The sequence below is a fragment of the Paenibacillus sp. ACRRY genome (genome assembly GCF_022346995.1).
Classification (GTDB): domain Bacteria; phylum Bacillota; class Bacilli; order Paenibacillales; family Paenibacillaceae; genus Paenibacillus.
Window position 1 is genome coordinate 1,302,871 of the sequence record NZ_JAKRNM010000001.1, and the last position, 26,771, is coordinate 1,329,641.

Consider the following 26,771-nt stretch of genomic DNA (forward strand, 5'->3'; position numbering starts at 1 on the left):
ATGATTATATGATTACGATTCATTTCGGCAAACGCCTTACAATAACAATGATCCGGAGTACATGTCTTCTCGATCTTGCATATGCGCAAGTTTAGCTTAGATTGATTTTGCGAATGACATCCAAAGGTACCTTTGGCTCTCGCTCTTCGTTTAACAAGCCATTAATCTCCTGCTGCACATCTGTGAGCTGTGTATAACAATAGCCTGAAATATAGGGAACCGCTTTGATTGCTCCCGTAATTGAACGGAAGCGTTCAATAAAGGCTTCAACTGATTCGACCTGATTGCCGTATCCCCACCCCTTGTCTGATTGAAAAGCTATGCCGCCAAATTCACTAACAATAATGGGTTGGCCCTTGTAATGATGTCCTTGGGCATACGCATATTTCCACTGATTGAAGGAGATCTGATTGTTTACAATCGCTTCCTTATCTTGATACTGCTTCTGAAATACCTCGCCCGCCTCCACATAATCATGAAGTGTCAAAATATCCGAAATGGTATGTTCCCAGCCATCATTCGTCACAACCGGACGATAAGGATCCATTGTTTTGGTCAGATGATAGATGGTCTGCGTGAACTGCTGCTGTCTAACATCTTGGGCAATGGCTGGAATTCCCCATGATTCATTGAACGGAACCCAGGTAATTACACTTGGATGATTGTATTGTTGTGGCACAATCTCCAGCCATTCCTTCGTGAATCGGGTAACCGCCTCGTCATTAAACTCAAACGTGGAAGCCATCTCAGACCAGACCAGCATTCCTTTTACATCACACCAATACAAAAAGCGTGGATCTTCCAGTTTCATATGTTTACGAAGGCCGTTGTATCCCATCTCAGCTATTCGATCAATATCCAAAATCAAGGCTTCCTCTGAAGGCGCGGTCAGATGGCTTTCCGGCCAATAGCCTTGATCCAAAATCAGTCGTTGATAGAGCGGACCATTATTCAATTTAATCTGCCCGTTCTCTATCGATATTTTCCGCATGCCGAAATAGGACTGGACACGGTCGATCTCCTGCTCATGTTCATACATGACGAACTCAATGTCATATAAGTTTGGTGATCCTGGAGCCCAAAGAAGCTGCTTCCATGGACCTCCTGCCTCGTGCCGCACATCAATCTCAAGTGTGGTCCAGGGTCTGTCTGGGGAGAAGTTTACCGTTTGTATATGCTGACCTTTCAGCTCAATACGTGTCTCCAAACGCAGATTGCTTCGGCCTTCAATTCCGCTCAGTTGAAAATCCAAACGGATCATATGCCGGTCGATATCAGGCGTCATTTTAACTGAATCGATTCTTGTTTCATGGACAAATTCAATCCAGACACTTTTCCATATCCCGGTACTTTGTACATAGAAGCATTCAAAATTTTGATCCACCCAGCGTTGTTTTCCTCTTGGCTGTGCACAGCTCTGACTATCTTCTACTTCGAGGATGATACTGTTCTCCGCACCATAACGGATATAAGGCGTGATATCGAAGGAAAACGCAGCGTAAGCTCCCTCGTGTTCACCTGCAACCGTTCCATTCACCCAGCATTTTGCGTGATAATCGACTCCCTGAAAGTGTAGTATAGTCCTTTTGCCTTGGGCCTCTATAGGAATTGTCACCTGCTTGCGATACCAGACTCGTGGATGAAATGTTTCGTCGCCAATTCCGCTGGCTTTGGTTTCATACGTGAAAGGAACCTGAATGGTGCTCCCTTTCGGGAATTGAGCCTCATCATACCACTGCTCTCGTACCCCCACCTGATTGTCGTCAAAGCTAAAATCCCACGCTCCGTTCAAATCCATCCATGGTGTGCGAACAAATTGTGGTCTTGGATAATCTTTGATATACGATTTCGTTGTCATTTGATTCCCTCCGCTCTTCACATCGTTCGTTCAATTATTTCATAATTTATAAATCAATTGAACATTCGTTACATATTTATTGTATTTATACCGGGATTATAGCGAGACTACAATCATATGTCAACGCTTACAAATCCGATTTCCAACTATTTTTGCATAAAAAAAGCATTAGATACCATGTATACGTATCTAATGCTTTTGTTTCACTGTTCCACGCCAATCACCAAGGAGCATTGTTAAATTGCTCTTCGGTGATTGGCATGTCTATCGTAATATAGTTTGGCTCCGAGGAGCTGGTAAACGTTCATGCGTTTGTTAACCTTTGCTGATCTTGCTGTTGTTTGTCCTAGTCTTCGTTGTTCTTGCGTTTGTTTGTTTGCTATGGCTCGTTTTCCCCGGCTTGGTAAACCATTCGGACTTGGGTTTGCGCGCGGGGTTCTTCTTAGCCTTGGCAGGTTTATTGGTCATGGAATGGTTGGCTGCAGCCTTCGATCCCTTGCTGTTTTTTACAAACACAGGAGCACTCGTCATCGGATAAGGATGATCTTTGACTTCCGGAATGCTCTTCTTGATTACCTTCTCAATATCCTTGAGGAACGGCATTTCTTCCTTATCGCAAAAAGAGATTGCCATACCACTGTTCCCTGCTCTACCCGTACGGCCAATTCGGTGTACATAGGTTTCCGGAATATTAGGCAGGTTAAAGTTGATGACATGAGAGAGCTCTTCAACGTCAATTCCTCTTGCCGCAATATCTGTCGCTACCAGCACTCGTGTTACTCCGCTTTTGAAATTGTTCAGCGCTTTTTGTCGATCGTTCTGAGACTTGTCACCATGAATGGCTTGAGCAGTCACATTTACCTTGGTCAACTCACGTGTAACACGGTCAGCGCCGCGCTTCGTGCGGGTGAACACCAGTGCCGAAACAATGGATTTATCCTGCAAAATATGATTCAACATATGTTGTTTCTTGCCATTCTCCAATAAATACACAGACTGTTCAATTCGGTCTACCGTAGAAGACACCGGTGTGATTTCAACTTTAACAGGATCTATGAGTAACGTTTTGACCATTTTAGTGATTTCCGGAGGCATTGTAGCTGAGAAGAAAAGGGTTTGTTTCTTGCTCGGCATCTTGGAGATGATTCGCTTCACATCATGAATAAAGCCCATATCCAGCATCCGGTCAGCTTCATCTAATACCAAAATCTCAATGGATTTCAAATCAATACGTTTTTGGTTAACCAGATCCATCAATCGGCCTGGCGTTGCGATAATAATATCTGCACCTTGGCTCAGCGCACGCTCTTGCACCTTCTGTGAAACACCACCAACGATAGCGGCGCAGCGAATATCCGTGTATCGGCTATACGTCTTAATGTTATCCGCAATCTGGATAGCCAGCTCTCTAGTTGGGCTCAAAATCAAGGAGCGAATACGGCGTCCTTGTCTGGGGCCACCAGCCTTTTGGCTTAATAATTGAATGATTGGCACCGAAAACGCTGCCGTCTTCCCTGTTCCTGTTTGCGCACAGCCAAGCAAGTCTCTGCCTGCCAATACGGCTGGGATCGCTTGTTCCTGAATAGGTGTAGGGTTCGTATAGTTCGCTTTGTTCAATCCTTCTAAGATTGGGGGTATAATATTCAAGTCTTTAAATTTCATTGAGTCTCCTTCATGACGTCCATATCTATTAGATGTGTCTTGTTTTCACACGTAACGAATAAGGATACCATTAAAAAGACGATCTGTATATTATCTTTTAATCCCAATGTCAGCTCACCAGTTTCAACCCAACCGCAGATCCAAGCACCATGGCAATAAACAATATTCTAAGTGCGTTTCGGGATTCTCCATAGAAAATCATGCCAAGAATCGCTCCTCCGGAAGCACCTATACCCGTCCAAACGGCATACGCCGTACCCATCGGCAGTGTTTTCATGGCCAGAGACAGCAGCCAGAAGCTTAACCCAAAGCCTGCAACTAAGAGCAGGATGGATATCCAATTACGGTCTTTGTTCCATTTATTAATCATCAATACACCCAGCATCTCGAATAGGCCTGCCATAATAAGAAATACCCAGTTCATGAATGATGCGCCTCCTTCGTTTTCTGCTTGCTTACCATTTTCAGTCCGATTACACCGAGCAATAACACACCAATGAGTATCATTTTCCCAGCCTGGACAGCAGCACCGAATAACAGGATCTCCGCCAGCACCGTGCCAGCCGTTCCCAATCCGACAAATACCGCGTATACCGTTCCGACATCGAGTGTACGGGAAGCCGCAATCATCAAGGAAAAGCTGACGGCAATGGCGATCACCGTTGCTCCCCATTCCAACAGACCACTCGCATGCTTTAAGCCAATCACCCAACCCACCTCGAAAAGGGCTGCAATAATAACAGACAACCAGGTTTTGTTCATTTTTGACCTACTCCTTTTTTATCAAATTTCATACAACAACAATTAGTATGTGTATTAGAGAGCAAAACAAAAAAAAAGCCTGGGAAACAAACTGCATTCAAGCAGTTTATCTCCCAGGCTTTTATCCCTCCGTGGCACAACCATCAGGTTATGAGCTTTCTCTCGGACCAGACCGATCTCACCCGCGGAACCCTAGAAAGCATGTCGTATGATTTTATGTTTCCTATTATACACACTTCTCCCCTTGGGGCAAGTCTTTTATGATTTGATTACAATTCCCATTAATCCAACGAAGGTCGCCGCTTGATAGGGTGAAATAACGCAGCCGTTCAGATCTTCCATGTTCAATACCAGGGAGTCAAATTGGCAATTGCTAAGATCCAAGCCTTTTAATTTCGTACCTGTCATGAAAGCCTGATCGATATTGCAATGTTCCAGCAGGATTTTTTGCAATGCTAGATAGGCAAAGTCAGCACTAATTAATGAACATTCAGCAAAAGCGACTTGTTTAAGGTGGGCAAATCTAAAATTGGAGTAATCCCCCACACTCGCAGCAAATTGAACGTTTTGCATCCTGCTGGTGGAAAAATCCGTGCCGACAAATTTACAGTTGGTCCATGCGGTTCGGTGCATGATAGCACCTGAGAAATTGACGTTGGAGAAATCGCAATTTTCAAAAACAACATCCGTAAATTCAAATTGCTCCAGCGAGGAATCAGAGATCATCATATTTCTGAAAATGATATTCTCGAAGGATACTTTGAGTGCTTCCTGGTTATCCAGTGAGATATGTTCAATGAGTTGATTCTGGTATTCTGTTTTGGACTCCAAAACCTGGATGGTCTCTATGGTCATCGATTGTTCCTGAATTTTCGGGCTATCTATTTTCATACTTCTTTCCCGCTCCTTTATAAGCTACAATTCTCACACGACTGGTATCCAGAAACCACTGCCATTACGCTTAAGTTTTGGCCAAACCTTTTTCCCATGGCATCAATCTTGATTTCAGAGCAACATGAAATAAAACAGCATAAGTTGATGTTATGGCTGCTACAATGCTTCATCTTTCTGCAGATACGGTTTATTCCCTGGAATGGACTTTTTCACATATATAGCAAACAACAATAAGGCTACCAAAACAGATAGAGCGCTGACACTAAATAGAACGCTGTAGCTCATGTATTCCGAAACCAAACCCAGCAAAATCGCGCCCAGACCAATTCCCAGATCCGTTGCTGTCGAGAAAAAGGCATTGGCAGCACCTTGACGTTCCTTCGGCGCCATACGAAGTGTTATGGCCTGAAGAGCAGGCTGCGCAGATCCAAAACCGATGCCGTACAGAACAGCAGAACACAATACCCCAAACAAACTGGTTGAGAAGCTCAGGACAAGTAGTGCTGCCATCGTAATAATAAGAGACGGCACAATCACAGCCACCTCTCCAATGCGATCGGAGAGTTTTCCTGCGATTGGACGAGAAAGAGCAAGCGTTGCTGCGTAGATGAGAAAAAAAGTGCCGGAATTGACCTGAATCTCAGCTGCAAATAACGGAACAAACGTTGTAATTCCTCCATACGCCACAAAAAGAAAAAATATTGGTGCCATTACAGGCAATACGGATTTTTCGAATATCTGAATCTTCTTCTGATTCGCTGCCGGCGTGAAAGGTATTTTAGCTGCAAGCGTCAATGACAGTGCAACGGCAGATAGAACAACTGCAAACAGGAACATGCTCTGATAGGATTGGCCTTGCATGATACTTAATCCAATCATGGGGCCAATCGCCATCGCGAAAGTCATGGAGGTACTGAACCAGCCCATCCCTTCTCCACGACGATTAGCCGGAATCATATCAGTGACGGCAGTCATCATGGAAGTTGTCGACATTGCCCAGCTTATACCGTGTACCATTCGGAGTCCCATCAGTACCAAGACGCCACCAACCCAGTTATACATATACATGGATGCAATGAAAACGAGCAATCCCACAATCATAAACGGACGTCTGCCGAATCGATCCAGTAACCCACCGACAAACGGCCTGAATAGGACAGAAGATAACATTAATGCTCCCATTGCCAGTCCCACTTGCTGTTCATTGCCGCCCATCTCTTTAATAAATAGCGGGAGCGTAGGATACAGCATATAAAAGGCAGTGAATAAAAAAAGCAATCCCAATGTCATTAAAATAAAGGACCTGGTCCATAAACGTTCCAACCATTTTCCACTCCTTATCAGTCAGCAAGAATTAAACGATTAAAAAAGTCGCCTGTAAGGCGACTTCATTCAATTTATTTCAACTCTAACTTAGGTTACCCGTCACCGGATGAGGGATATAGGCTTCCTCCAGGTAACTGATTTCTTCTGGTGTCAGCTTCACTGAAAGCGCGGATACCGCATCTTCAAGATGATGAATCTTGGTTGCACCAATGATGGGTGCGGTTACTGCATCTTTTTGCAGCAGCCAGGCCAGAGCAACCTGTGCTCGTGCAATACCCCGTTTTCCAGCCACCTCAGCTACCCGTTCGACCACCCGGCGATCGGCTTCAACCATTGTACTTTCATAGAACGCTTTTCCAACCGGATCAATCTCCGAACGGGCAGTCTGTTCATTCCAGTCCCGGGTCAGTCGTCCTTTGGCTAGCGGACTCCACGGAATAACACCTACCCCTTCTTCAAGGCATAGTGGCAGCATTTCACGTTCTTCTTCACGATATAACAAGTTTAAATGGTTTTGCATGGAGACGAATTTTGTCCATCCGTGTCGCTCGGCAGTATGCTGGGCTTTCATGAACTGCCAGGCATACATGGAGGAAGCACCGATGTATCTGGCCTTCCCAGCCTTCACCACATCATGAAGGGCCTCCATCGTTTCTTCAACGGGCGTTGTGTTGTCCCAACGATGAATCTGATACAGATCCACGTAATCCGTACCCAAACGTAAGAGACTGTTATCGATTTCGTTCATGATCGCTTTTCTCGACAGTCCTGCACCATTTGGTCCCGGAGACATCCGAAAAAACAATTTCGTTGCCAGGACAATCTCATCCCGGCGGGCAAAATCCTTCAACGCACGTCCAACAATTTCTTCACTGGTTCCGTCTGAATAAATGTTCGCCGTATCAAAAAAATTAATACCCGCCTCCAGCGCTTTTTGGATAAACGGGCGGCTCTGCTCTTCGTTCAGTGACCAGGGAGCCATCCCACGTTCCGGGACGCCGTAACTCATACACCCAAGACACAGTTTCGAAACGTCCAGACCTGTTCTTCCAAGTTTAACATATTCCATAAATCACGCACTCCTAACATTTTTTATTTGTCGTTGAGGTACCTTTTATTTTCTTCCGAATTTAAGGTAAACCAATAACGAAGGTATGCATCCTTGAAGACTGGATTTCCTTCCATTTTGATCTGGGACTCCAGCCTGTCGATTAAAATTTGCTTCAAGCATTTCAATACTTCCTTGATCAAATTATTCATCCAACTTTCTACAAACTCCTGTTAACTCGCAGCAGAAATTGACTCTCCAACATTCTCATAAACGTCACAGACCTGTTCTTCTCTCCAGTTCTTCCGTATATCGAGCACCCATCAAGGTGATCTTCGAGGCCGCTTCATTTATACTGTGTACATCCTCAGGCTTGAGCTCAATATCTGCGGAATTCAGATTTTCTTCCAATCTGCTCAATTGGCGCGTGCCTGGAATCGGCACTATCCAAGACTTCTGAGCTAGCAGCCACGCAAGCGCTATTTGGGCCGGGCTGGCTTGTAGTTCCTCGGCTTTTTCTTTTAGCAAATCAACCAATACCTGGTTCGCTTCTAGCGCTTCAGGTGTAAAACGAGGCAAAATGTTGCGCAGGTCACCTTGTCCAAATGTCGTTTTTGCGTTAAAACTTCCTGTCAGATATCCTTTACCCAGAGGGCTGAATGGAACGAAACCAATCCCCAGCTCCTCCAATGTAGGGATCAACTCCTCTTCAGGGCGTCTCCACCACAGGGAATATTCACTCTGTACTGCCGCAAGAGGCTGCACAGCATGTGCACGCCGGATCGTTTGCACTCCTGCCTCGGACAATCCCCAATGTTTTACTTTTCCTTCCCGGATCAAATCCTGAACGGCTCCTGCCACTTCCTCGATTGGTACATCCGGATCGACCCGGTGCTGATAATATAGATCAATGGCTTCAATCTGCAGACGCTGCAGCGATTCTTCCGCCACTTTGCGAATATGTTCGGGCCGGCTATTCATACCGCTCTGTTTGCCGTGCTGTATATCGAAACCAAATTTGGTGGCTATGACGACTTGATTTCGAACGGTTTTAAGCGCTTCTCCCACTAGCTCTTCATTGGTATATGGACCATATACTTCAGCAGTATCGAAGAACGTCACACCCCGCTCCACTGCTTCTTGAAGAACGGAGATCATCTCCTTCTTCTCCGAAGCAGGACCATACCCATAGCTCATTCCCATGCAACCAAGGCCAATGGCCGAAACCTCCAGCCCGCTGTTTCCCAATGTTCGTTTGTGCATCATTCATCATCCTTCCTCATTTGATTATTTTCATTAGTGATAACAATCCAGATACTCGGACATCATACTCTCTCACTTGCTTGATTCTGTGAGGTTAGTCTCATTATGACGAAGCATGCTTACCAAGCGGTATATCATTTATCTTAATTGATTGCCCAATCCTATCAGGGGTCCTTTTGTATTCGATAATTAAGTCGTATAATGAAACGAGGTTAGAGCCGCAAGGAGGAGTCCAAATGACTGAGGAACTGCTTCAACAGAAACGGGAACTGAGCGAGTTGGTTGAGCGCCACTCCGTTCGTAATGGTGCCATGGAAACGCCGATCCCTTCCCTGTTTTTCTATCATCATACGAGTATTACTGAACCGGCATACAGAGTTTATAAGCCTGCTTTTTGTGTTATCGTGCAAGGCCTGAAGGAAGTATTGCTCGCGCAAGAGCGCTTTGAATACGGTCCATCCAATTATTTGATCGCTTCCATGAACCTCCCGGTAATTGGGCAGATTATTAAGGCATCCGCTGATGCACCCTATCTAAGTCTTAAGCTGGAGTTCACGAAGAATCAGATTCTGGAAGTACTGAATGAATGCAATATCCAAGTCACTACCAAAGAAAACGCCAGACGAGCCATGTTCGTGGGACAGATGGAATCTTCCATTCAGGATGTTGTGCTTCGCCTTATCCGCTTACTGGATACTCCGGAGGAAATCCCTTTCCTTGCCCCATTGTACATCAAGGAGATTTTGTTCCGTCTTCTCCAGGGACCCTACGGAGGCGAGTTGGCCCAGATCGCGGTAGAAGGCAGCAGTACGTACCGGATCAGGGAAGCCATCGAGTATATCGTTCATCACTGGGAGCAGCCTTTTCGCATCGAAGATCTTGCAGAGACAGCCAGCATGAGCGTATCCTCGTTCCATCGGCACTTCAAGGAGATTACGGCCATGAGCCCGCTGCAATTCCAAAAACAACTGCGATTACAGGAAGCTCGGCGCCTTCTGATGGCTGAGTCTGCCGATGCGGCAGATGTAGCATTTCGGGTTGGCTACGAAAGTGCCTCCCAGTTTAGCCGTGAATATTCACGTATGTTCGGCGCGCCTCCACGAAGTGATATTAAACGACTGAAGGAAAAATACGATCTGATCTTGAGCGAATAATGTCTCAAGTGTTTCAATAAAAGCGAACAAAAAAAGGACGACAAAATGTCGTCCTTTTTTCAGTATATCGCAACTATTCATCCTACATTTTCACTGTTAAACCAGTGCTTCAGCCAGTTCCCGGGTTTCACTAGGTTCATGCATTAATCGTGCGATATCACGAGCCAGCGCATCCACATTCTCCTGCTCAGTCGCCCAGCTTGTGCAAAAACGAACTGCACTATGTGTGGCATCTACCTTCTCCCAGAAGGTGAACGTGTATTGACTGCGTAATTTCTCAAGCAAAACATCTGGCAAGATTGGAAACTGCTGATTGGTTGGTGATTCATATAAGAATGGGATATGCTGTTCGTCAAGCGAATCGTGAATTCGCATGGCCATATCGATGGCATGTCGCGAAATTTCCAGATACAATCCGTCTTCGAATAACGTTTCGAATTGAATGCCCAGCAATCTGCCTTTTGCGAGCAGACCGCCCTTCTGCTTGATCATGTAACGAAAATCAGGCTTAAGTGCATCATTCAGGATGACTACAGCTTCCCCCATCAGGGCTCCGATCTTGGTCCCCCCGATATAGAACACATCACATAGACGGGCGAGATCAGCAAGGGTCACGTCACAGTCCGGGGATGCAAGTGCGTATCCGAGCCTTGCCCCATCCACAAATAACGGGAGTCCGCATTTCTTACTTGTCTCAAATAATGACTGCAATTCAGCCTTACTATACATCGTACCGTTCTCGGTTGGCTGGGATATGTAAACCATTCCTGGCTGTACGCAGTGCTCTGGAGAAGACTCACTCATATGCGCTTCATAGACTGCTTTCACTTGGTCAGCTGTGATCTTCCCGTCTTCACTGGGAACAGTAAGTACTTTATGGCCAGTTGCTTCAATTGCCCCCGTTTCGTGAACGGCGATGTGGCCCGAAGTAGCCGCAATGACTCCTTGATAGGGACGCAGTATGGATGCAATGACCGTTGTGTTGGTTTGAGTGCCTCCGACCAGAAAATGCACATCAGCCTGCTCACTGTCGCATGCTTGACGAATAAGAGCTCTCGCCCGATCACAGTGGGGATCTGTGCCATAACCGCTCGTTTGTTCCATATTGGTCTCGATCAGTCTTTGCAGAATGCGTTCATGCGCACCTTCGTTATAATCACATTCGAATCGTATCATCGTGTTGTCTCTCCTGCCTTCTTCGTTAACTTCTCTTGTATGTTCATCATGGAAGCATAGACCTCTTGGATCTCTTCCTCATTCAAATCCTGCATTAACTTCAATATTTGCTGGTCAGATCTATCGTTTAATTCGGCGTAAAGTTCCTTGCCTTTATCCGTCAGACGAATGAGACTGACCCGGCTGTCAGCTTCCGAATTCACTTTGATGAGCAGGCCTTCCTTGGACAGCTTGTTCACAATCCGGCTCATATAACTGCGATCGATGGTCAGTGTATCCACCAGATTGTTGGCAATACTTTCTCCACGAATGCCAATTTCAATGATGACCCTTACCTCGGCAAACGAATACCCTGTGCCAAGGATATGCTTATCCAATACACCAAGAATATTGGTATAAAAACGGTTGAAACGCCGCATGTCAGCCAGAATATCAGAATGTATATGCTGAGAGTCGATGTGAAGCCCTCCCTTTTAGTGGACATTGTCAACATTATAATAAGTTGATTAGTGGACGTTGTCAACATAATGATCACGTCTGCCGACGAATAATACGATTGAAGCCCTATTAGACGCAAATTAAACAGCAAAAAACCGCGCAAAATGCGCGGTTCGGTCACAACAACCTTTTTCTATGAATGACTGTACTGCACCTGATGAAGTCGGCTGTAGATCCCACCAGCAGCGACCAACTCCTCATGGTTCCCCTGCTCGGCAATGCCATCGGAGTTCACAACCATGATGCGGTCTGCATTCTTAATGGTTGTCAGGCGGTGTGCAATGACCAGCGTAGTTCTGCCCACAGACAGTTCTGCGAGAGCTTTCTGAATTAAAGCTTCCGTTTCCGTATCCAGAGCCGATGTAGCCTCGTCAAGGATCAGAATCGGTGGATTTTTCAAGAACATGCGGGCGATGGACAAACGCTGCTTCTGTCCTCCTGATAGCTTAACCCCACGTTCACCGATGATCGTATCGATGCCGTCCGGTAATGTAAGAAGTAATTCCTCCAGCGATGCCCGGCGCGCAGCATCCCAGATTTGCTCATCCGTTGCCGCGAGATCCCCGTAGGCGATATTCTCCTTAATGGTTCCCGAGAACAGGAATACATCCTGCTGAACGATACCAATATGCTTGCGAAGGGATTGCAGCTGGACATCTCGAACATCAACACCATCAACCGTGATTCTACCCTCTTCCACTTCGTAGAACCTTGGGAGCAGACTGCAGATCGTTGTTTTTCCTGCACCGGAAGGCCCAACGAATGCAACAGTTTCTCCTGGTTTAATAGACAAACTGATATTATTCAATATACGGCGGCTGGATTCATAACCGAACGATACATTCTCAAAACGGATATCGCCCCGAACATGTTTCAGCTCAACTGCGTTTTTGGCATCCGCGATTTCAGGCTCCGTATCAATAATTTCCAGATACCGCTTGAAGCCGGCAATTCCCTTCGGATAGCTCTCGATGACCGCGTTGATTTTCTCAATTGGACGGAAGAAAATGTTGGAGAGCAGCAGGAATGCCATGAAGTCACCCATGTCGATTTTGCCATCAATAAAGAACCATGCACCACTAATCATCACAAATACAGTAACCAGTCTCATCATCATATAGCTGACCGAGATGCTCTTCGCCATCGTTTTATAAGCAAGCAGTTTGGTTTGGCGAAAGTTTTCATTGTCGACGGAAAAGAGTTTTTTCTCATGTTCTTCATTCGCAAATGATTGAACTACACGAATGCCGCCTACGTTATCTTCGATCCGGGAATTGAAATTACCCACGTTGCCAAATAGACGCCGATACGTTTTGGTCATGCGTCCACCAAACACGATAATGACCCAAGCCATGATTGGTATGATAATAAATGTAATCAATGCCAGCTCCAAATTAATATTCGCCATGAGCCAGAATGAACCAATCAATGTCATAACGGCGATGAAGACATCCTCCGGTCCATGGTGAGCAACCTCTCCGATATCATTCAGATCATTTGTTAAATGACCAATCAGATGGCCCGTTTTTCGATTATCAAAGAAACGGAAAGACAACTTCTGCAGGTGAGCGAACATCTTCTCACGCATGTTGGTCTCAATGTTAATACCAAGCATGTGACCCCAATATGTAACAACATAATTCAAGGCTGTATTAAGTGCATAGATGGACAACAATACAACACAGGCCAGGATAATAAGCGGCCAGTCCTGACCAGGCAGTAATTCATTTATAAATTTGCTAACGGCCAGTGGAAATGCCAGTTCCAGCAGCCCTGCGATCACTGCACATCCAAAATCAATAACAAACAGTTTCTTGTAAGGCCGATAATACGAAAAGAAACGACGAATCATTCTTATTCACTCTCCAAATCCTTATTAGGGCTTTCATGTTCATCCTGCAGCTCGAAGAGATGAATATACTCATCGATAACCTGGTCAATGGCTTTCAGTTCACCACTAATCATTGGACGAATATGCTCATATTCAGCTTGACCCAGCTGTCTTGCCAAGGTCGTTCTCCGATTTTGCATTTGCTCCAGAAAAACCAGAATGCGGCCACGGCGGAACGTTTGCGCTCCGTTCCCTCGCTTACCGTGATGTTCACCATGTCCTCTGCCCCTTCTGGACCGTTCACCACGCTGCTCTTCTTCTCCGCGTCCACGTCCTGAACGCACATTTTGACGTTCTGCAGACTCATTTGCGTATTGTTCTCTCATTTCAAGAACACCTCCACACCGTATACATTTGTATACGAATTAATATGTATACGATTGTATACGCAGAAAACCATTCTGTCAACCTGTTTTTTCCATTTATGAGAGTGTCCTTTTCTATGAAAAAAATGCTGAGGACACATACAAATGTTCTTGTATGTAATCCTCAGCAGATATCGGCTAGACCGTTGAAGACACTGTAACCGTCTATCTATGTTTTTCTGCAGCATCGATCGGCAAGGTGATGACAAATGTTGTTCCCTCGCCCTTCTTACTCTCCACCTGAATGTCTCCTTGATGAAGTGAAACAATCTGTTTGACGATGGCAAGTCCCATTCCACTACCCTCGTATTTACTGCTGTGGGAACGATCCGCCTTGAAAAAGCGCTCAAAAATACGCTGCTGATCCTCTGTTTCAATTCCAATTCCGTTATCGGATATGCGTATGATCACATCAGAGTGATCCCGTCTAATGCTGACAGCCATTGTGCCATCATCTTCGGAAAATTTGATGCCATTCCCGAGAATGTTCATCCAAACCTGATCCAGCTGATCGTGGTCTGCTGTTACTTTGATCGCCTGCAGATCCAGCTCGAACTCAATGTTTCGGGCAGTCCATTGTGGCTGCAGTGCCACGATTACGCGCCGGATCTGTTCATCAAGATTGCGCTCCGTAAATCGCAGTGATTGCGAATCGGATTCCAGCAAGCTCAGCTTCAGCAAGCTGTCACTCATTTTGGACATCCGCTTTGCTTCAGCAATAATGATATCCAGATAGCGGTCTCGTTCATGCTCCGCGAGATTGACCTGCTTGAGCGCTTGGGCATACCCGGAGATGGACGTAAGCGGCGACTGAACCTCGTGTGATACATTAGCAACGAATTCTCTGCGCATTTGCTCTAGGTGCTGGAGATCATGAGTCATTTCCTCAAAGCTTCTAGCCAAAGTTCCAAGCTCTCCCGTTTGCTTAATATTCAGCCTGACATTGAAATCTCCTGATGCGAGACGCTTGGTTGCCTTGGTAAGCTTGTTAATCGGCTTAACCACGAATATGGAGGCAACCAAAATCAGCAGACTTCCGATAACCAAAGAATAGATAAAGAACGTGGATATCCATTTTACGTTGAAGGAGGCATAGGGAGATACAAGAGGTTGAACAAATAATGCTTTTGTTCCTGACTCCGTTCTTAATGGAAGTCCCAAATAACCGGTATACTCTTTGGTTGCATTAACCCGAACGATGTCCCCATTCAGTACGTTTTGGATTTGCTCCGCTGACACTGGAGCTGGGGACTGTTCACCCAGCTTACCGTAGGAGCGGAACTCATTATTCTCATCAAACATGCGAATATGATAGGTATCCAGCTGCTTCATCTCAGCTACAAACCAGTCTGCTTCACGCTCAGGTATCGTCTCGTAGATCCGTACGATATCCTGCCCAAAGCTTAATAATTTGTCCTGCAAATTTTCGTTCAGATTCTCGCGGAACACCAAAAAAGTAATAATAAATGCGAGAATGATACCCGCGATAACAGAAACAAGAAAAGTCAGGACCACACGAATATAGAGAGATCTGATCATCCACAAACCTCAAGCCGATACCCAAGACCACGAACGGTTTCAATTCGAAAATCCGTTGAAGCCATAAACCTTTCCCGCAAGCGTTTAATATGTACATCAATCGTTCGATCATCTCCAGCGTAATCAATTCCCCAAATTTGATCGATCAGTTGTTCACGCGTATATACCTGTCCAGGTGTCCCCGCAAGTTTGTATAGAAGCTCGAATTCTTTGAGCGGCAGCGCAAGAGACTCCGTGCCATTAGTGATTTTATAGGTTTGCTTATCCAAAATGAGCTTGCCCAGCTGGATCGTTTGTGTTGAACCAATCCGGTAGCGCTTCAGCAGTGCTCTGACCCGAACCGTCAATTCCAGCGGGTCAAACGGCTTGGTCAGATAATCATCTGTTCCCAGTTCAAAACCCTTTACCTTCTCCCATGTTTCACCTCTTGCAGTCAACATTAGCAAGGGAAGGTCAGGACTTGCCCTGCGCAGTTCCTTGCATAATGCCCAGCCATCCATGATCGGCATCATAATATCAAGCACCACCAGATCGACAGGTGTCGAGGCATAAACCGCCAGGGCCTGCTTGCCATCTGCAGCTTCTACCGTGGTGAAACCATCATTCTTCAGAAATAAACAGACAAGTTCGCGAATGTTCGCATCATCGTCAGCAACAAGTATTGTCGGCATGTGTTTCTCCTTTTCCTCCATTGCATTCTAAGTAGTCTCAACTATTATACTATTAATTCACTTGGTTGACCCCCTGTGGGATGTTTGTCCGGACTTCCGCTTTGAAACTCTCATTGCTTTTCATAGGTTGGAGCAGTTGTATGGAGATTGCTCAATCTACGCTGCATGTCTGCCTTGTTCTGTTGAAACTGTTTGAGCCGATAACCGTTAGCACCGGACGGATGAGGGAAGCCCCACAATATCCTTTTCCCCTGTATCCGTTTCTCATCAAGCAATTGACGAAGCACAGCTTCAACTGACTTCCCGAGCGGAATAACCAAGGATTCGTTCAGTTGATTCCACTCAGGCAGAAAAGACCCAAGCACAGCTTCATATAGAAAGTTATTCTGGGTAATGGCAGGCTGATGTCCCGTATAATTTTGCTGTTTCACTAAGATTGGATACCGAATCAGGGAAGTGGTGTGCAGAAGCGTGCATTCTGGATCAAAAAGCGCTTCTACATGAGGTACATTTAAAAATTGATGCAGGCCTATATCCTGAAGCATTTGAATTACGTTTGTTCGCATGACTCCAGCCATTCTGGCGGCAAACTTTGCTTCCTGACAGGCTGTTTCGTAGGTGGCATGACGCTTCAAGGCTTGGATAGCTGTTCGAAAAGCAATCTCCATCTGCTGCCAGCCAGGTGTAATGCCAACCAGCATAACTTTGGCGGAGGAATTGATGTATTCATTATGCGGAGAATAGTACATCTCAACGTCTCCTGTTGATCCCAATTTCAGATCATTAATGAACAGATCCGCTTTGGAGTACCTCTGTTTCAGGGGAAATGACTTCAAGATCCCGATCAGACGTTGATGTTGGATAGAATCGATCAGCAAAACGTTCCCTCCTTTACTTCAAGCATTTTGCAGTTAGAAAAAAACCGCCCATAGGCGGTCTTGAAATTGGATATTTCTATACGTAGCATGCCCATAACATCGGAGTTACGCTGGATTCAGCGTATACTTCACTCGCATCATAATATGCTGCTCATGATCACCAAACTGATTACCAAAGAGGTTCATTCCGCCCTGGTGTCTGGCATTGGGATCAATTCCAATGCGGAGTCGCAATTTTGGTTTGCCCTCCAGTGCCAGATTAGTCAGAGAAATGTCGGAGACCTTCTTCATATCCAATGTGGTCCGTTTCTGGTCTACTTGCCATGTCTTCAAAATTCCATACTGCGTAGAGCCGTTGTACCACCAATCCGGATTCAGCTTGCCCCGCCTGTCACCCAGATCTCCCGGACTTGTCCACATACCGATCTTAATTCCGTTCACCCAAACAGAAATATCAGACGGCCAGTCATTATTGTAATGAGACACTTCAGAGCACATTTCCATGGACAATTCCAATGATTCAATCATTGCCCCAGTAGGAATATCCATCGGAAGCAAGTATTCCAAATACCCTTCACTTAACCAGATAATCTGAGCATTCACATGCTCGGGGTGATAGAAGCTTGCCGGGTCATCCTCTTTGAGAATAACACCTTCACCGCTTGCCATGCCACATGTTGGTGTCACCTCGCAGTCACTGTAATGTCCGATCGGCATCTGCACCTCATACAAATGCATATCCGACGTCGTATCAGCCGCCACCTGATTCAGAACAATGTGTATATCCTTATAATTGAGACTGCACAATTTCATGGCTCCACGTGATGCCGGAAGCATCTCTGTATGTATTAAGTTGGCAGCTTCAAGCACCTTGATATGATTCGCGACTGTTGATATCGGTAGACTTAGCGCCTCGGCAATTTCAATAATATTTAACTTGTTCACATGTAACAGCTGGAGAATATCAATCCGAGAACGGGTCGACAAGGCATGGGTGACACTTACCAGTTTATCCGGGTCATTGAAACTGAGTTGCAACACGTAACCGCTCTCCTTTTGAAATTATAAATTAGCATCATTCTAACCAATAACCAAAGTGAACACAATCCACTCTCTTGATTAACCACCCCAATAAGGATGACCTACTCTGTAACCAAGACGGCTTTACGATCATAGGTGCTATCGTTCACATGTTTAAGCATAAAATCTGCCAAATTGGCACGTGACAGCTTGAGTTTCCGAGACTTGTCCGGGTGGATCTCCGTTTCGTGAATATACTTTCCATTATAACGATCCATCGTGAGCACGGGAGGCTGAACCAGTATCCAATTCAGCTTGCTGCTGGTTACGAGGTTGTCCTTGTCCAGGTGATCGCGAAGCAGATTGGTCATGACGTTCGGGATGACATATTTGTATAAGAAACCGAGCTTACCGGCCTCTCTGTGAGTACCAATAAACGACACATGAATCAGTTTGCCTGCTTCGTTATTTTCCATCGCCTGGATGATATTTTTCAGAGCATCAATAAGAACGAGATCTCTTTTGAACATGCTCTGTGCACCAAGAACCGAAAAGACTGCATCAAATTTTTCGTTTTTCAGGACAAGATCAACATCCGTATACCGGGTTACTTCACCCTGCACGACCTTTAAATTTGAATGAGAAATACCCAGTTTGGAAGGGTTTCGGACAAAAGCAGTTACGGTATGCCCTTCATCAAGTGCACGCTGCAGCAGCTCCTTTCCCGTTCTTCCGGTCGCTCCAAATATGATAATGTTCATGGATCCCACATCCATTCTTCGTTGTTATTTACATGAAACCTTTGTAAGAATACGAGCGAATCAATGAAAATTGTTTGGCCAAAAAATGAGGGGCATAAGGCATGTCATTGCGAAGCCAGGCTACAATGGTTCCGATCAGTGCCGATGAACTGTACCAAATCGCAATTTCCTTATGGATGCCTGCCTGCGCAAAAACACTTTCCATCTCCAGCTTCTCTATTTTCTCTGTAACGAGTCTAGTTAGCAATTTCAACAACCGTTCTGTGAAAATAGGGGTTCGTTTGGAGGCGAGCACGACACGATAGAATTTGGGATGATCGGCAAAATGCTCAAGCACTTTCACCAGAACCGGCCAGGCCTCCTCTGTCTCATTATTGTCAAACCGGTGGTACTGATCAACGATCCGTTCAATATGCTCGTTCATTTCGTCTGCCATCTTCTCCATCATATCCGTAATATCACGATAATGAAGATAAAAGGTTACCCGATTAATGGTCGCACGTTCGGCAATCCGGTTCACCGTTAACTTCTCAATATCCACTTCCTGCAGCAGATCTACGAAGGCATCCCGAATAAGCTGTCTTGTCCGAAGGATTCGCGGATCGGTAGCTGACTTGTTATCGTTTTTCATAACGTATCACTCCTTCAATTTAAGAAAATTACAATTTTAAATAATGAGTCGTTTATTTTCGCAATAAGCTACATAATTAAACATTCTGTAAAATAAGCAACGGATATGCCCAGAAGTGTAAATTGTAATCTGCGGGAATATGTATATAATTCAATAAATACAATGTAAACTATACAACACGTTGTAAATTTAGTCACGTGTAGATTGAAAGGATGGAATGGATTGAGTCAGGCTAGATTAGATGATGAGAAAAACATCAAAAAAGGTCCCATACTGTTTGTCATGATTCTGGGTGCATTTCTTGCCACATTGAATCAAACCCTAATGAGTGTCGCCACTCCGGAGTTGATGGGTGATTTCAATATCTCCGCTACAACGGCGCAATGGTTAACCACCGGCTACATGCTGGTGAATGGCGTACTTATTCCAATTACTGCGTATTTCATGCAGCGCTTCTCGACAAGGCAGCTCTTTCAGGCTTCCATGTTCATTTTCCTGATCGGCACGATCATATCGGCATTAGCGACTAACTTCGGTACACTGCTAACAGGTCGTATGGTGCAGGCTGCTGGAGCAGGTATTATCATGCCGCTGCTGATGCATGTCATTCTCACATTGTTCTCCCCTGAGAAACGAGGAGCTGCCATGGGAATGGTCGGCTTCGCAGTCGTTTTTGCCCCGGCAATTGGGCCTACCCTCGCTGGATACGTGCTCGAGAACTATTCGTGGCAAACGATGTTTTATGGAATGATTCCATTGACGGTCATTGTTATCGTTTGTGCATTTGTATATTTGAAAAATGTATCAGAACGCATAGATACGAAGTTCGATACGCTTAGTGTGACACTATCGACAATTGGTTTTGGTGCACTGTTATATGGATTCAGCCGCGCAGGAGGCCTGGGATGGTCCAGTGCGGAAGTGCTCATCTGTCTTGTGGCCGGAATTGTGGCCCTGGCCTTATTCACTTGGCGTCAGCTCGTTTCTGCAACCCCGCTGCTCGACCTTCGTGCGTTCAAGTATAATATGTTCTCCTTGACCACGATCATTAATATCGCAATTACGATGATCATGTATGCAGACATGATGCTGCTGCCTCTGTATCTTCAAAATGCACGTGGTTACACCGCACTCGAATCCGGATTATTGCTGCTTCCTGGTGCTCTCGTCATGGGATTCCTGATGCCGGTTACTGGACGTTTGTTCGACCGCTTCGGTGCAAAATGGCTTGCCATCATCGGTATGGTCATAACAATCGTAACGACGATCGGCTTTATCGATCTGACCGATTCGACCAGCTACACATACTTGGTTCTGATGTCCACTGGACGCCGGATTGGTATGGCTCTGCTCATGATGCCAATTCAAACAGCAGGTCTGAACCAGCTGCCACCAAGACTCGGTCCTCATGGTACAGCGATCTCCAATACGGTCAGACAAGTCGCTGGCGCGGTCGGTACTTCATTACTCGTGAGTGTCATGACCAGTCGGACAACGACACATGTACAGGATATGATCGCAAGCGGTGCTGCGAACGGCTTGTCCCGGGAACAATTGGCGATGGAGTCCATGATTCAGGGAATCAACGATGCTTATGTCGTTATTATCGGCATAGCAGTAGTAGGGCTCGCACTCTCTTTCTTTATCAAACGTACGAAGCAGGCCACTGAAGAAGAAGTGAAAATGCCTGTTAGACAGAAAGTTTCCATGAATTCGAACTAAACTGAGAATGATAGTAACCTAAAAAAAGCGGCAGATCAGGACGAACTTTATGTCCTGTCTGTCGCTTTTTACTTGAATTAACGTTAGCCTAACCTTATTTGAGCATCTTCAGCGGTAAATGCGTCAAGGACTGTCCTGGAGCAGAAGTGGACAGATTTCGTTCAAGCTCAAATGTGTCCACAGCTTCTATACGATCAACCCTCTCCACAAAGGCAGTTAATACAAGAGTGAGCTCCATCCTTGCCAGCGGTGCCCCGAGACAAAAGTGTGGGCCATTGCCAAAAGTGAGATGTTTTTTATTGTTGCGACGGTGAATGTCAATTTCAAACGGGTTATCAAACATTCGCTCATCCATATTCGCCGCGCTCATCCAGGAGATGACGACGTCCCCTTTCTTCAGATCAACACCAAGCAACTGATTGTCCTTCTTGACCGTTCGATGTCGTTTCGCATTATGGAATCGGTATCGTAGCATTTCTTCCACGGCAAGCGGAACCAGTTCCGGGTTCTGCCTTAACTGGTCGTATAGATTCCCCTCGTCGTACAAGAAAGAATAAAATGTGCTTGAAACCATATGGCTTGTCGTTTCTATACCAGCACCAAGCAGGAGCATCGTTGTACGGACGACTTCATCATCCGTGAATTTCTCTCCTTCAACGTCAACATTCAACAAATCGGTAATAATATCTTCACCGGGATTCTCCCGCTTCTTCACTACGAGTGGATACAGAAATTGATAATACTCCTGAGCAGCAGCCTGTTTCTTTATTTCACTTTCTTGCGCGTTCTCTTCAGAGGTAGGTTGGAACAGGATGTCCACCCAGCTTTTAAACCGGTGGCTTTCCGTGAGCGGAATCCCGAGCAGGTCCGCCATGACCATGGCAGGCAGTGGAGCAGCAAGCTTCTCGACGATATCTATAGTTGTATTAAACTCAAGGTCTTCCACCAGCTGCTTCGCAATGTTGCGAATACGAGGTTCCCAGTTTTTGAGACTGCGGGGTGTAAAGGCCGCAGATAACAATGAGCGACTTTTTTGATGTCTTGGCGGATCAATGCTTGAAATGTTCAACTTGTCTGGAGGTGTGCCTTCCTTGTTCTTCGCCCCAACAGCTATGGTTGTTCGGGTTCCCTCGGCGGAGAAATATTCATGATTGCTTAGAACCTGTTTAACATCATCATACCTAAATACATTCCAGGTATCGGTATCCTCATGGTAGTGCACTGGGCTTTCGGACAACATTTTTTGATACCATTGGATGGGAAAAAACTCCTCGGATCTGGACTGAAATCCGGTGATATCCTCAACTCGAATCACTTCTTTGTACATGCTGATGCCACCTCCTGGAATATTTTTTGATTGAATGCTAGTAGTAGAGTAAAGGTTCTTGCCTTGGAATTATCGTAAAGGCCCCTCCTCCTTCTTCGGTACATGAATTGACAGTTCAGCACCTAGTTAAATTTTATACGATTCGTCTATTTTATGATATAAACCATTCGAACTAAATTAAAAAAACCCTCTAAATTAGAGGGTTTAATTTATACGATCCGTATATTAAATAGTTTAATATGTTGTTTACCAGCTATTTTGCAGTCTCCATCTTTCCATTCATTTCAATAAACCACCAGCATGACTGAGCAATCGTTCTGGATTGCACCTGTTCAGATCCGGAATCAAAAGCAGCTTGAAAGGCTGTTAACGTAATCCTCAGCATTGAAAAATTAAGTGTCTCTTCCCGAAACAGGGACCATAGTCCTTGGGTTAATTCCTTAGCCTGGATGGATAATTGCGATTTCTGAATAGATCGATTAAACTTCTCCAGCTCAGCAAGCAGATGCTGCTTATCCGGTACAGTCTGCTTGAATTCAGGATTGATAACAGCCAGACTCGCTGCATCAATAATATGCTCCTGCTTGTCCACCATGTCTCTCAGCAGAACCTCGGTATAGTTCAGGAGCTTCGGCACAAGTGCTTTCCAGTGAGGCTGGTTCAGATGGAAGTTTCTCCACGTATTCGAGATCTGGTGAACCATCCCGAAACAAAAAATGGCCCCTTCGCAGGCGTATGGCCTTACTTCTTCACCAAATAACTGTACCAATCGTTCAGCAAGCCAGTTTAACTGGATTCGTGTGAGATTTTCGACATCAAATTCCCCGGAATAAAATCCTGTCCAGAACAACTCAACCACTCGCTGTTTGTCCGGGGATATCATCGGCACCACGATCTGTTCTACCAGCAAGTCAAAGTCAGAGTTATGATTTTGTGCCTCAAGTTTCTGACGAATCATCATATCTTCCTGGATGCGCTGCTCAAGGATCGCAAGAACACAATCATCCTTGGAACTGAAAAATTTATAAAATGTGCCTTTCGATACACCTGAATGATCAAGGATCATCTGGATGGTTGTATTAGACACGCCATTTTTCTCAAAAAGCATAAGTGCCGTGTCCAAAAGCAGTTGTTTTCGTTTATTCATAGGATAAGGACCTCTCAATCTGCCAACTTCTCCATATCATCCTGCAATTGAATTAGCCGTGTACGAATTGCTTCCATACGACTCTTCACTTCGGCTATTTGATTCTGCAGGTCTTCTTCAATGTCGATATCCCGGAATAAATGGGCATCATCCGCCGGAGGCGTCCTGAGCTGATTCAGTTCAGATTCGTACTTGATCTGCTGCCCTTCGGCTTGTTTCAATTCGTCCTCCGCTGCACCGATCTGATACTCCAGATAGGATATATCGGAAGAACTTGCTTGAGTTAATCGCTGTGAATAGGTCATGGTTCACCTCATCATTTCCTTCTTAAGATTAATCCATCGCTTTGGCGAGATCATACGGCTGGATATCGATATCCAGCTCCTGATTCAGAGCCATCTTCGCTAACTGACTGCCAATAAAGGGGCCCATCGTTAAGCCGGAAGCACCAAGTCCGTTGGCCGCGATCAGTCCCTCCCATCCAGGAACAGATCCCATTACCGGGAGAAAACCTGGCGTAAACGGCCGGAATCCAACTCTTACCTCCTGAAACGTGCTGTCCGACAGACCAGGTGCGAGTTCCAACCCTTTATTCAAAATTTCCTGCATACCACCCGGTGTGATTCTGGTATCGTAACCTTCAATTTCATTTTCATGTGTTGCCCCGATCACGATTTTGTGCTCGCCAAATGCCAAAAGATATTGATCAGAAGGTGGCATAACCACAGGCCAACTTTCTGTGTCTACCTGATCGGATACCTGCAAATGCATAATTTGTGCTTTTTGGTAATGAACCTTAAAGTGAATACCCAGAGGCTTCATGATCGAATTGGCCCATGCTCCGGCACATACAATGACTTCATCTGCCAGGAAACGCTCTGTATCAACCGACACTCCTGTTACTCGACCAGAATCAAATAGAAGAGCAGCATCCCCATGAATGAGGACGGCTCCATTCCGCTGCGCGGATCGAATTAAGGCATCTCGCAGGGCGCGCCCATCTATGCGCGCTGCACCGCTAATATATACCGAATGATATTGTTGATCCAACAATGGAAAACGTGCATGCGTTTCCTCTTCGTTAAGCCTTGTAATGTCCCCGACTTCCGGTGCATCTGCTCTTCGAAGATGGGCACGCTCCTCCATCTTGCCGATCTTATCGATATCCGAATGGATACTCAATGCCCCCACTCGGGCATACCCGGTTTCCGTTTCTCCCTCGCTCTGCAGTTCTTCTATGAGTCCGGGGTAAAAGCGTGCGCCGGCCTTGGCAAGCTGGTACCAATCCTGGTTGCGCCTCTGCGACAACCAGGGGCAGATGATGCCTGCGGCAGCATCCGTAGCTTGTCCGATATCACCACGATCCACAAGGATGACTTCCGCACCCATTTTTGCTAACTGATAGGCTGTCGAAGCCCCCAGTATTCCTGATCCTACTACGATGACTTTCTTCATGCTTGCATTCCTTTCCTCTATCACTGCTTCCATTATAGCGTATACTGTTTCGCATCCGATTAGCAAGAGATCCTCATTTCAATATGCCAAACTAAAAGGTTTTCGCTCTAGGATTCAATGTTGCAATCGTGTTATTTAAAATAATGTTAATTATGTAATATAATTCAAATTAGGTTTCTTTTAACGCTGTATCCGCGCCATCAACGCACAAGATCCTTTAACGAAAAGAGGAATAACTCAACGATGCCGAAACCTAGCATGGAGAATCCACTGGATGCCGAAATGCCACTAATGATTACAGGGCAGATCCAGATGAATGCTGATGAATTCAAGCATTGGAGCGACCATTCACGGGATTACACCATTGTACAATGCATCGGAGGAACCGGGCGAATCGCAGCCAAAAATCATGAATTCTTGATCCGTGAAGGAACCGCTCTTATTATGTTTCCTGAAGTTACCTATCGTTATCACAACCTGAGTGATTCATTGCTGTTTGATTGTCTTACGTTTAATGGCTATTTGTTGCCGCGCTTCCTGCATACCTTGCAGATCGGGGAGCTGCGCGCCTTCAAGCCGGATGGAATGCTTCATATCCTGCTGCATGAAATAACGTTGGCGCTGCAGTCCCGGCACAAGGATCAGATCTGGCACGTATCCGCACTGCTCTACATGCTTCTGGTCAGATTGACGATCGAAGGAGATCGTTATGGTGCTTATGAACGCTCCGATGCACGCTTAAAGCTTGCCGGACTCGTTACTTTTATCAAACAGAATTATCATGAGGATATCTCGCTTTCCATGCTGGCTCAACAGATGAACGTTACCGAACAGCACTTAAACCGGATATTCAAGAAGGAATTCCAAATGACTCCACTTGAGTATCTGACACGATATCGTCTGCTGAAAGCCAAGGAAATGCTCATCCAGAATGATGCCATTACCGCTCATGATATTGCCAAAGCAGTCGGTTTTAACAGCGCCAGTTACTTTGGTTCCGTATTCAAGAAATACGAAGGTATCTCTCCGATTGAGTTGCGCAAGCAATACCTGGGTTAGAGAATCTCCACGTCTATCTCAGCCAGCGAGGATAACCGCAGATCATGAAGCTGGAATTCCAGATCGCGAGTTACCTCGTTCGGCACAATAACGCAGCGGACCCCCGCGGCCTTGGCTGCCTTCAGCCCATTAGGCGAATCTTCAAAAACAACCGCTTCCGAAGCCTTGATCCCCAGACTGTGCAGAGCCAGAAGATATAATTCCGGATCCGGCTTGACCCGCTTGACATCCTCAGCCGTATGAATGACGGCAAATTGTTCGAATATGCCCAGCTTGTGCAAATAGCCATGCACCCAATCACGCGTGGAGCTTGAAGCAACGGCAAGCTGAATCCCCTTATCACGGGCTGACCGAAGCAATTCATGCACTCCCGGCAGGATGGTTGCCTGCCCCAGGTAGGATGTATACTTCTGTTCCGATAACAGCTTGATCTGATCATGATCAATCGGTTTTTGCAATGCCTGTTCCAGGTACAGAAACGGATGAAACTCTTCAAAGTTGGTTCCTACATTTTTGGACCAGAGCTCCAGTCCGAGTTCAATACCGTGCTCCTGATAAATATCCCGAAAAGCATAATACCAGGGTGTCTCTGTATCGAGGATCAGTCCATCAAAATCCAAAATAAAAGCTTTTATCATTAACCTCTTCTCCCTCCATTAATCGG

Annotated in this window: 26 protein-coding genes and 1 riboswitch; of the genes, 3 read left to right on the top strand and 23 right to left on the bottom strand. The window is 45.6% G+C overall.

Annotated features, from left to right (window positions below; genetic code table 11):
* Positions 1 to 91: 91 nt before the first annotated feature.
* From MH144_RS05525 to MH144_RS05560, 8 genes are all read right to left on the bottom strand, one after another.
* On the bottom strand, positions 92 to 1,858 hold the full coding sequence (locus MH144_RS05525; RefSeq protein ID WP_239298187.1) for a glycoside hydrolase family 2 protein: 1,767 nt from the start codon (positions 1,856 to 1,858) through the stop codon (positions 92 to 94).
* 315 nt (positions 1,859 to 2,173) lie between these two features.
* On the bottom strand, positions 2,174 to 3,520 hold the full coding sequence (locus MH144_RS05530; RefSeq protein ID WP_239298189.1) for a DEAD/DEAH box helicase: 1,347 nt from the start codon (positions 3,518 to 3,520) through the stop codon (positions 2,174 to 2,176).
* 109 nt (positions 3,521 to 3,629) lie between these two features.
* The gene (locus MH144_RS05535) at positions 3,630 to 3,944 is read right to left on the bottom strand and encodes a DMT family transporter (protein WP_110822322.1); all 315 of its coding nucleotides are present in this window, start codon (positions 3,942 to 3,944) and stop codon (positions 3,630 to 3,632) included.
* Positions 3,941 to 4,282, bottom strand: a complete 342-nt coding sequence (locus MH144_RS05540) for a DMT family transporter (protein WP_239298191.1) — start codon at positions 4,280 to 4,282, stop codon at positions 3,941 to 3,943. The genes MH144_RS05535 and MH144_RS05540 overlap by 4 nt, the downstream gene beginning before the upstream one ends.
* A 108-nt stretch (positions 4,283 to 4,390) precedes the next feature.
* A riboswitch (guanidine-I (ykkC/yxkD leader) is annotated at positions 4,391 to 4,489 on the bottom strand.
* A 51-nt stretch (positions 4,490 to 4,540) separates the two neighbouring features.
* Positions 4,541 to 5,173, bottom strand: coding sequence for a pentapeptide repeat-containing protein (locus tag MH144_RS05545; RefSeq protein ID WP_239298193.1), 633 nt, complete (start codon positions 5,171 to 5,173; stop codon positions 4,541 to 4,543).
* A 159-nt stretch (positions 5,174 to 5,332) separates the two neighbouring features.
* Positions 5,333 to 6,499 (bottom strand): MFS transporter, encoded by a 1,167-nt coding sequence (locus MH144_RS05550; RefSeq protein ID WP_239298195.1) that lies wholly within the window; start codon positions 6,497 to 6,499, stop codon positions 5,333 to 5,335.
* Positions 6,500 to 6,584: 85 nt separating this feature from the next.
* Positions 6,585 to 7,571 carry an aldo/keto reductase gene (locus MH144_RS05555; protein WP_239298197.1) on the bottom strand — a complete coding sequence of 329 codons (987 nt, stop codon included), beginning with the start codon at positions 7,569 to 7,571 and terminating at the stop codon, positions 6,585 to 6,587.
* 255 nt (positions 7,572 to 7,826) lie between these two features.
* Positions 7,827 to 8,813 carry an aldo/keto reductase gene (locus MH144_RS05560; RefSeq protein WP_239298199.1) on the bottom strand — a complete coding sequence of 329 codons (987 nt, stop codon included), beginning with the start codon at positions 8,811 to 8,813 and terminating at the stop codon, positions 7,827 to 7,829.
* Between the two features lie 236 nt (positions 8,814 to 9,049).
* Between MH144_RS05560 and MH144_RS05565 the strand changes: the two genes are divergently transcribed.
* Positions 9,050 to 9,967, top strand: a complete 918-nt coding sequence (locus tag MH144_RS05565; RefSeq protein ID WP_239298201.1) for an AraC family transcriptional regulator — start codon at positions 9,050 to 9,052, stop codon at positions 9,965 to 9,967.
* A 96-nt stretch (positions 9,968 to 10,063) separates the two neighbouring features.
* On the opposite strand, the gene MH144_RS05570 is transcribed toward MH144_RS05565, so the two are convergent.
* The 10 genes from MH144_RS05570 to MH144_RS05615 all read right to left on the bottom strand — a co-directional run bounded on the left by MH144_RS05570 (position 10,064) and on the right by MH144_RS05615 (position 19,397).
* Positions 10,064 to 11,143 (bottom strand): threonine aldolase family protein, encoded by a 1,080-nt coding sequence (locus MH144_RS05570; protein WP_239298203.1) that lies wholly within the window; start codon positions 11,141 to 11,143, stop codon positions 10,064 to 10,066.
* On the bottom strand, positions 11,140 to 11,562 hold the full coding sequence (locus MH144_RS05575) for a MarR family winged helix-turn-helix transcriptional regulator (RefSeq protein ID WP_239298204.1): 423 nt from the start codon (positions 11,560 to 11,562) through the stop codon (positions 11,140 to 11,142). Before MH144_RS05575 ends, MH144_RS05570 begins: the two co-directional genes overlap by 4 nt.
* A gap of 212 nt (positions 11,563 to 11,774) precedes the next feature.
* On the bottom strand, positions 11,775 to 13,493 hold the full coding sequence (locus MH144_RS05580; protein ID WP_239298206.1) for an ABC transporter ATP-binding protein: 1,719 nt from the start codon (positions 13,491 to 13,493) through the stop codon (positions 11,775 to 11,777).
* A 2-nt stretch (positions 13,494 to 13,495) separates the two neighbouring features.
* Positions 13,496 to 13,858 carry a hypothetical protein gene (locus tag MH144_RS05585; RefSeq protein ID WP_239298208.1) on the bottom strand — a complete coding sequence of 121 codons (363 nt, stop codon included), beginning with the start codon at positions 13,856 to 13,858 and terminating at the stop codon, positions 13,496 to 13,498.
* 204 nt (positions 13,859 to 14,062) lie between these two features.
* Entirely contained in the window at positions 14,063 to 15,436 is a 1,374-nt protein-coding gene (locus MH144_RS05590; RefSeq protein ID WP_239298210.1) for a sensor histidine kinase, read from the bottom strand.
* Positions 15,433 to 16,107, bottom strand: coding sequence for a response regulator transcription factor (locus tag MH144_RS05595; RefSeq protein WP_239298212.1), 675 nt, complete (start codon positions 16,105 to 16,107; stop codon positions 15,433 to 15,435). Before MH144_RS05595 ends, MH144_RS05590 begins: the two co-directional genes overlap by 4 nt.
* Positions 16,108 to 16,217: 110 nt before the next feature.
* Positions 16,218 to 16,985, bottom strand: a complete 768-nt coding sequence (locus MH144_RS05600; protein ID WP_239298214.1) for a hypothetical protein — start codon at positions 16,983 to 16,985, stop codon at positions 16,218 to 16,220.
* A 105-nt stretch (positions 16,986 to 17,090) separates the two neighbouring features.
* Positions 17,091 to 18,026, bottom strand: a complete 936-nt coding sequence (locus MH144_RS05605) for an ArsR/SmtB family transcription factor (protein ID WP_239298216.1) — start codon at positions 18,024 to 18,026, stop codon at positions 17,091 to 17,093.
* Positions 18,027 to 18,127: 101 nt separating this feature from the next.
* Positions 18,128 to 18,766, bottom strand: coding sequence for an NAD(P)-dependent oxidoreductase (locus MH144_RS05610; protein ID WP_239298218.1), 639 nt, complete (start codon positions 18,764 to 18,766; stop codon positions 18,128 to 18,130).
* 28 nt (positions 18,767 to 18,794) lie between these two features.
* Complete coding sequence (locus tag MH144_RS05615) at positions 18,795 to 19,397, bottom strand: TetR/AcrR family transcriptional regulator (protein ID WP_239298220.1); 603 nt, start codon at positions 19,395 to 19,397, stop codon at positions 18,795 to 18,797.
* 282 nt (positions 19,398 to 19,679) lie between these two features.
* Between MH144_RS05615 and MH144_RS05620 the strand changes: the two genes are divergently transcribed.
* Positions 19,680 to 21,119 (top strand): DHA2 family efflux MFS transporter permease subunit, encoded by a 1,440-nt coding sequence (locus MH144_RS05620; protein ID WP_239299273.1) that lies wholly within the window; start codon positions 19,680 to 19,682, stop codon positions 21,117 to 21,119.
* A 94-nt stretch (positions 21,120 to 21,213) separates the two neighbouring features.
* Here MH144_RS05620 and MH144_RS05625 read toward each other — a convergent pair whose 3' ends face one another.
* From MH144_RS05625 to MH144_RS05640, 4 genes are all read right to left on the bottom strand, one after another.
* Positions 21,214 to 22,446 (bottom strand): cytochrome P450, encoded by a 1,233-nt coding sequence (locus MH144_RS05625; RefSeq protein ID WP_239298222.1) that lies wholly within the window; start codon positions 22,444 to 22,446, stop codon positions 21,214 to 21,216.
* 253 nt (positions 22,447 to 22,699) lie between these two features.
* Entirely contained in the window at positions 22,700 to 23,593 is an 894-nt protein-coding gene (locus MH144_RS05630) for a TetR/AcrR family transcriptional regulator (RefSeq protein ID WP_239298224.1), read from the bottom strand.
* 14 nt (positions 23,594 to 23,607) lie between these two features.
* A complete protein-coding gene (locus tag MH144_RS05635) occupies positions 23,608 to 23,898 on the bottom strand; it encodes a hypothetical protein (RefSeq protein ID WP_239298226.1) in 291 nt (96 codons plus the stop codon).
* 28 nt (positions 23,899 to 23,926) lie between these two features.
* Positions 23,927 to 25,048: an NAD(P)/FAD-dependent oxidoreductase gene (locus MH144_RS05640; protein ID WP_239298228.1), complete on the bottom strand. Its 1,122-nt coding sequence runs from the start codon at positions 25,046 to 25,048 to the stop codon at positions 23,927 to 23,929.
* Between the two features lie 258 nt (positions 25,049 to 25,306).
* Here MH144_RS05640 and MH144_RS05645 point away from each other — a divergent pair, with 258 nt between their 5' ends.
* Positions 25,307 to 26,107: an AraC family transcriptional regulator gene (locus MH144_RS05645; RefSeq protein WP_239298229.1), complete on the top strand. Its 801-nt coding sequence runs from the start codon at positions 25,307 to 25,309 to the stop codon at positions 26,105 to 26,107.
* Here MH144_RS05645 and MH144_RS05650 read toward each other — a convergent pair.
* Positions 26,104 to 26,745: an HAD family hydrolase gene (locus MH144_RS05650; protein ID WP_239298231.1), complete on the bottom strand. Its 642-nt coding sequence runs from the start codon at positions 26,743 to 26,745 to the stop codon at positions 26,104 to 26,106. The two genes, MH144_RS05645 and MH144_RS05650, sit on opposite strands and share 4 nt — an antisense overlap.
* Between the last annotated feature and the right edge of the window lie 26 nt (positions 26,746 to 26,771).

What these genes read in the sequence shown, in the direction of transcription:
- MH144_RS05555 (WP_239298197.1), bottom strand. Translation starts at nt 7,571, where the DNA reads ATGGAATATGTTAAACTTGGAAGAACAGGTCTGGACGTTTCGAAACTG.
- MH144_RS05565 (WP_239298201.1), top strand. Translation starts at nt 9,050, where the DNA reads ATGACTGAGGAACTGCTTCAACAGAAACGGGAACTGAGCGAGTTGGTT.
- MH144_RS05640 (WP_239298228.1), bottom strand. Translation starts at nt 25,048, where the DNA reads ATGAAGAAAGTCATCGTAGTAGGATCAGGAATACTGGGGGCTTCGACA.
- MH144_RS05560 (WP_239298199.1), bottom strand. Translation starts at nt 8,813, where the DNA reads ATGCACAAACGAACATTGGGAAACAGCGGGCTGGAGGTTTCGGCCATT.
- MH144_RS05630 (WP_239298224.1), bottom strand. Translation starts at nt 23,593, where the DNA reads ATGAATAAACGAAAACAACTGCTTTTGGACACGGCACTTATGCTTTTT.
- MH144_RS05580 (WP_239298206.1), bottom strand. Translation starts at nt 13,493, where the DNA reads ATGATTCGTCGTTTCTTTTCGTATTATCGGCCTTACAAGAAACTGTTT.
- MH144_RS05595 (WP_239298212.1), bottom strand. Translation starts at nt 16,107, where the DNA reads ATGCCGACAATACTTGTTGCTGACGATGATGCGAACATTCGCGAACTT.
- MH144_RS05525 (WP_239298187.1), bottom strand. Translation starts at nt 1,858, where the DNA reads ATGACAACGAAATCGTATATCAAAGATTATCCAAGACCACAATTTGTT.
- MH144_RS05635 (WP_239298226.1), bottom strand. Translation starts at nt 23,898, where the DNA reads ATGACCTATTCACAGCGATTAACTCAAGCAAGTTCTTCCGATATATCC.
- MH144_RS05585 (WP_239298208.1), bottom strand. Translation starts at nt 13,858, where the DNA reads ATGAGAGAACAATACGCAAATGAGTCTGCAGAACGTCAAAATGTGCGT.
- MH144_RS05610 (WP_239298218.1), bottom strand. Translation starts at nt 18,766, where the DNA reads ATGAACATTATCATATTTGGAGCGACCGGAAGAACGGGAAAGGAGCTG.
- MH144_RS05590 (WP_239298210.1), bottom strand. Translation starts at nt 15,436, where the DNA reads ATGATCAGATCTCTCTATATTCGTGTGGTCCTGACTTTTCTTGTTTCT.
- MH144_RS05625 (WP_239298222.1), bottom strand. Translation starts at nt 22,446, where the DNA reads ATGTACAAAGAAGTGATTCGAGTTGAGGATATCACCGGATTTCAGTCC.
- MH144_RS05540 (WP_239298191.1), bottom strand. Translation starts at nt 4,282, where the DNA reads ATGAACAAAACCTGGTTGTCTGTTATTATTGCAGCCCTTTTCGAGGTG.
- MH144_RS05620 (WP_239299273.1), top strand. Translation starts at nt 19,680, where the DNA reads ATGATTCTGGGTGCATTTCTTGCCACATTGAATCAAACCCTAATGAGT.
- MH144_RS05535 (WP_110822322.1), bottom strand. Translation starts at nt 3,944, where the DNA reads ATGAACTGGGTATTTCTTATTATGGCAGGCCTATTCGAGATGCTGGGT.
- MH144_RS05615 (WP_239298220.1), bottom strand. Translation starts at nt 19,397, where the DNA reads ATGAAAAACGATAACAAGTCAGCTACCGATCCGCGAATCCTTCGGACA.
- MH144_RS05545 (WP_239298193.1), bottom strand. Translation starts at nt 5,173, where the DNA reads ATGAAAATAGATAGCCCGAAAATTCAGGAACAATCGATGACCATAGAG.
- MH144_RS05570 (WP_239298203.1), bottom strand. Translation starts at nt 11,143, where the DNA reads ATGATACGATTCGAATGTGATTATAACGAAGGTGCGCATGAACGCATT.
- MH144_RS05650 (WP_239298231.1), bottom strand. Translation starts at nt 26,745, where the DNA reads ATGATAAAAGCTTTTATTTTGGATTTTGATGGACTGATCCTCGATACA.
- MH144_RS05645 (WP_239298229.1), top strand. Translation starts at nt 25,307, where the DNA reads ATGGAGAATCCACTGGATGCCGAAATGCCACTAATGATTACAGGGCAG.
- MH144_RS05530 (WP_239298189.1), bottom strand. Translation starts at nt 3,520, where the DNA reads ATGAAATTTAAAGACTTGAATATTATACCCCCAATCTTAGAAGGATTG.
- MH144_RS05575 (WP_239298204.1), bottom strand. Translation starts at nt 11,562, where the DNA reads ATGCGGCGTTTCAACCGTTTTTATACCAATATTCTTGGTGTATTGGAT.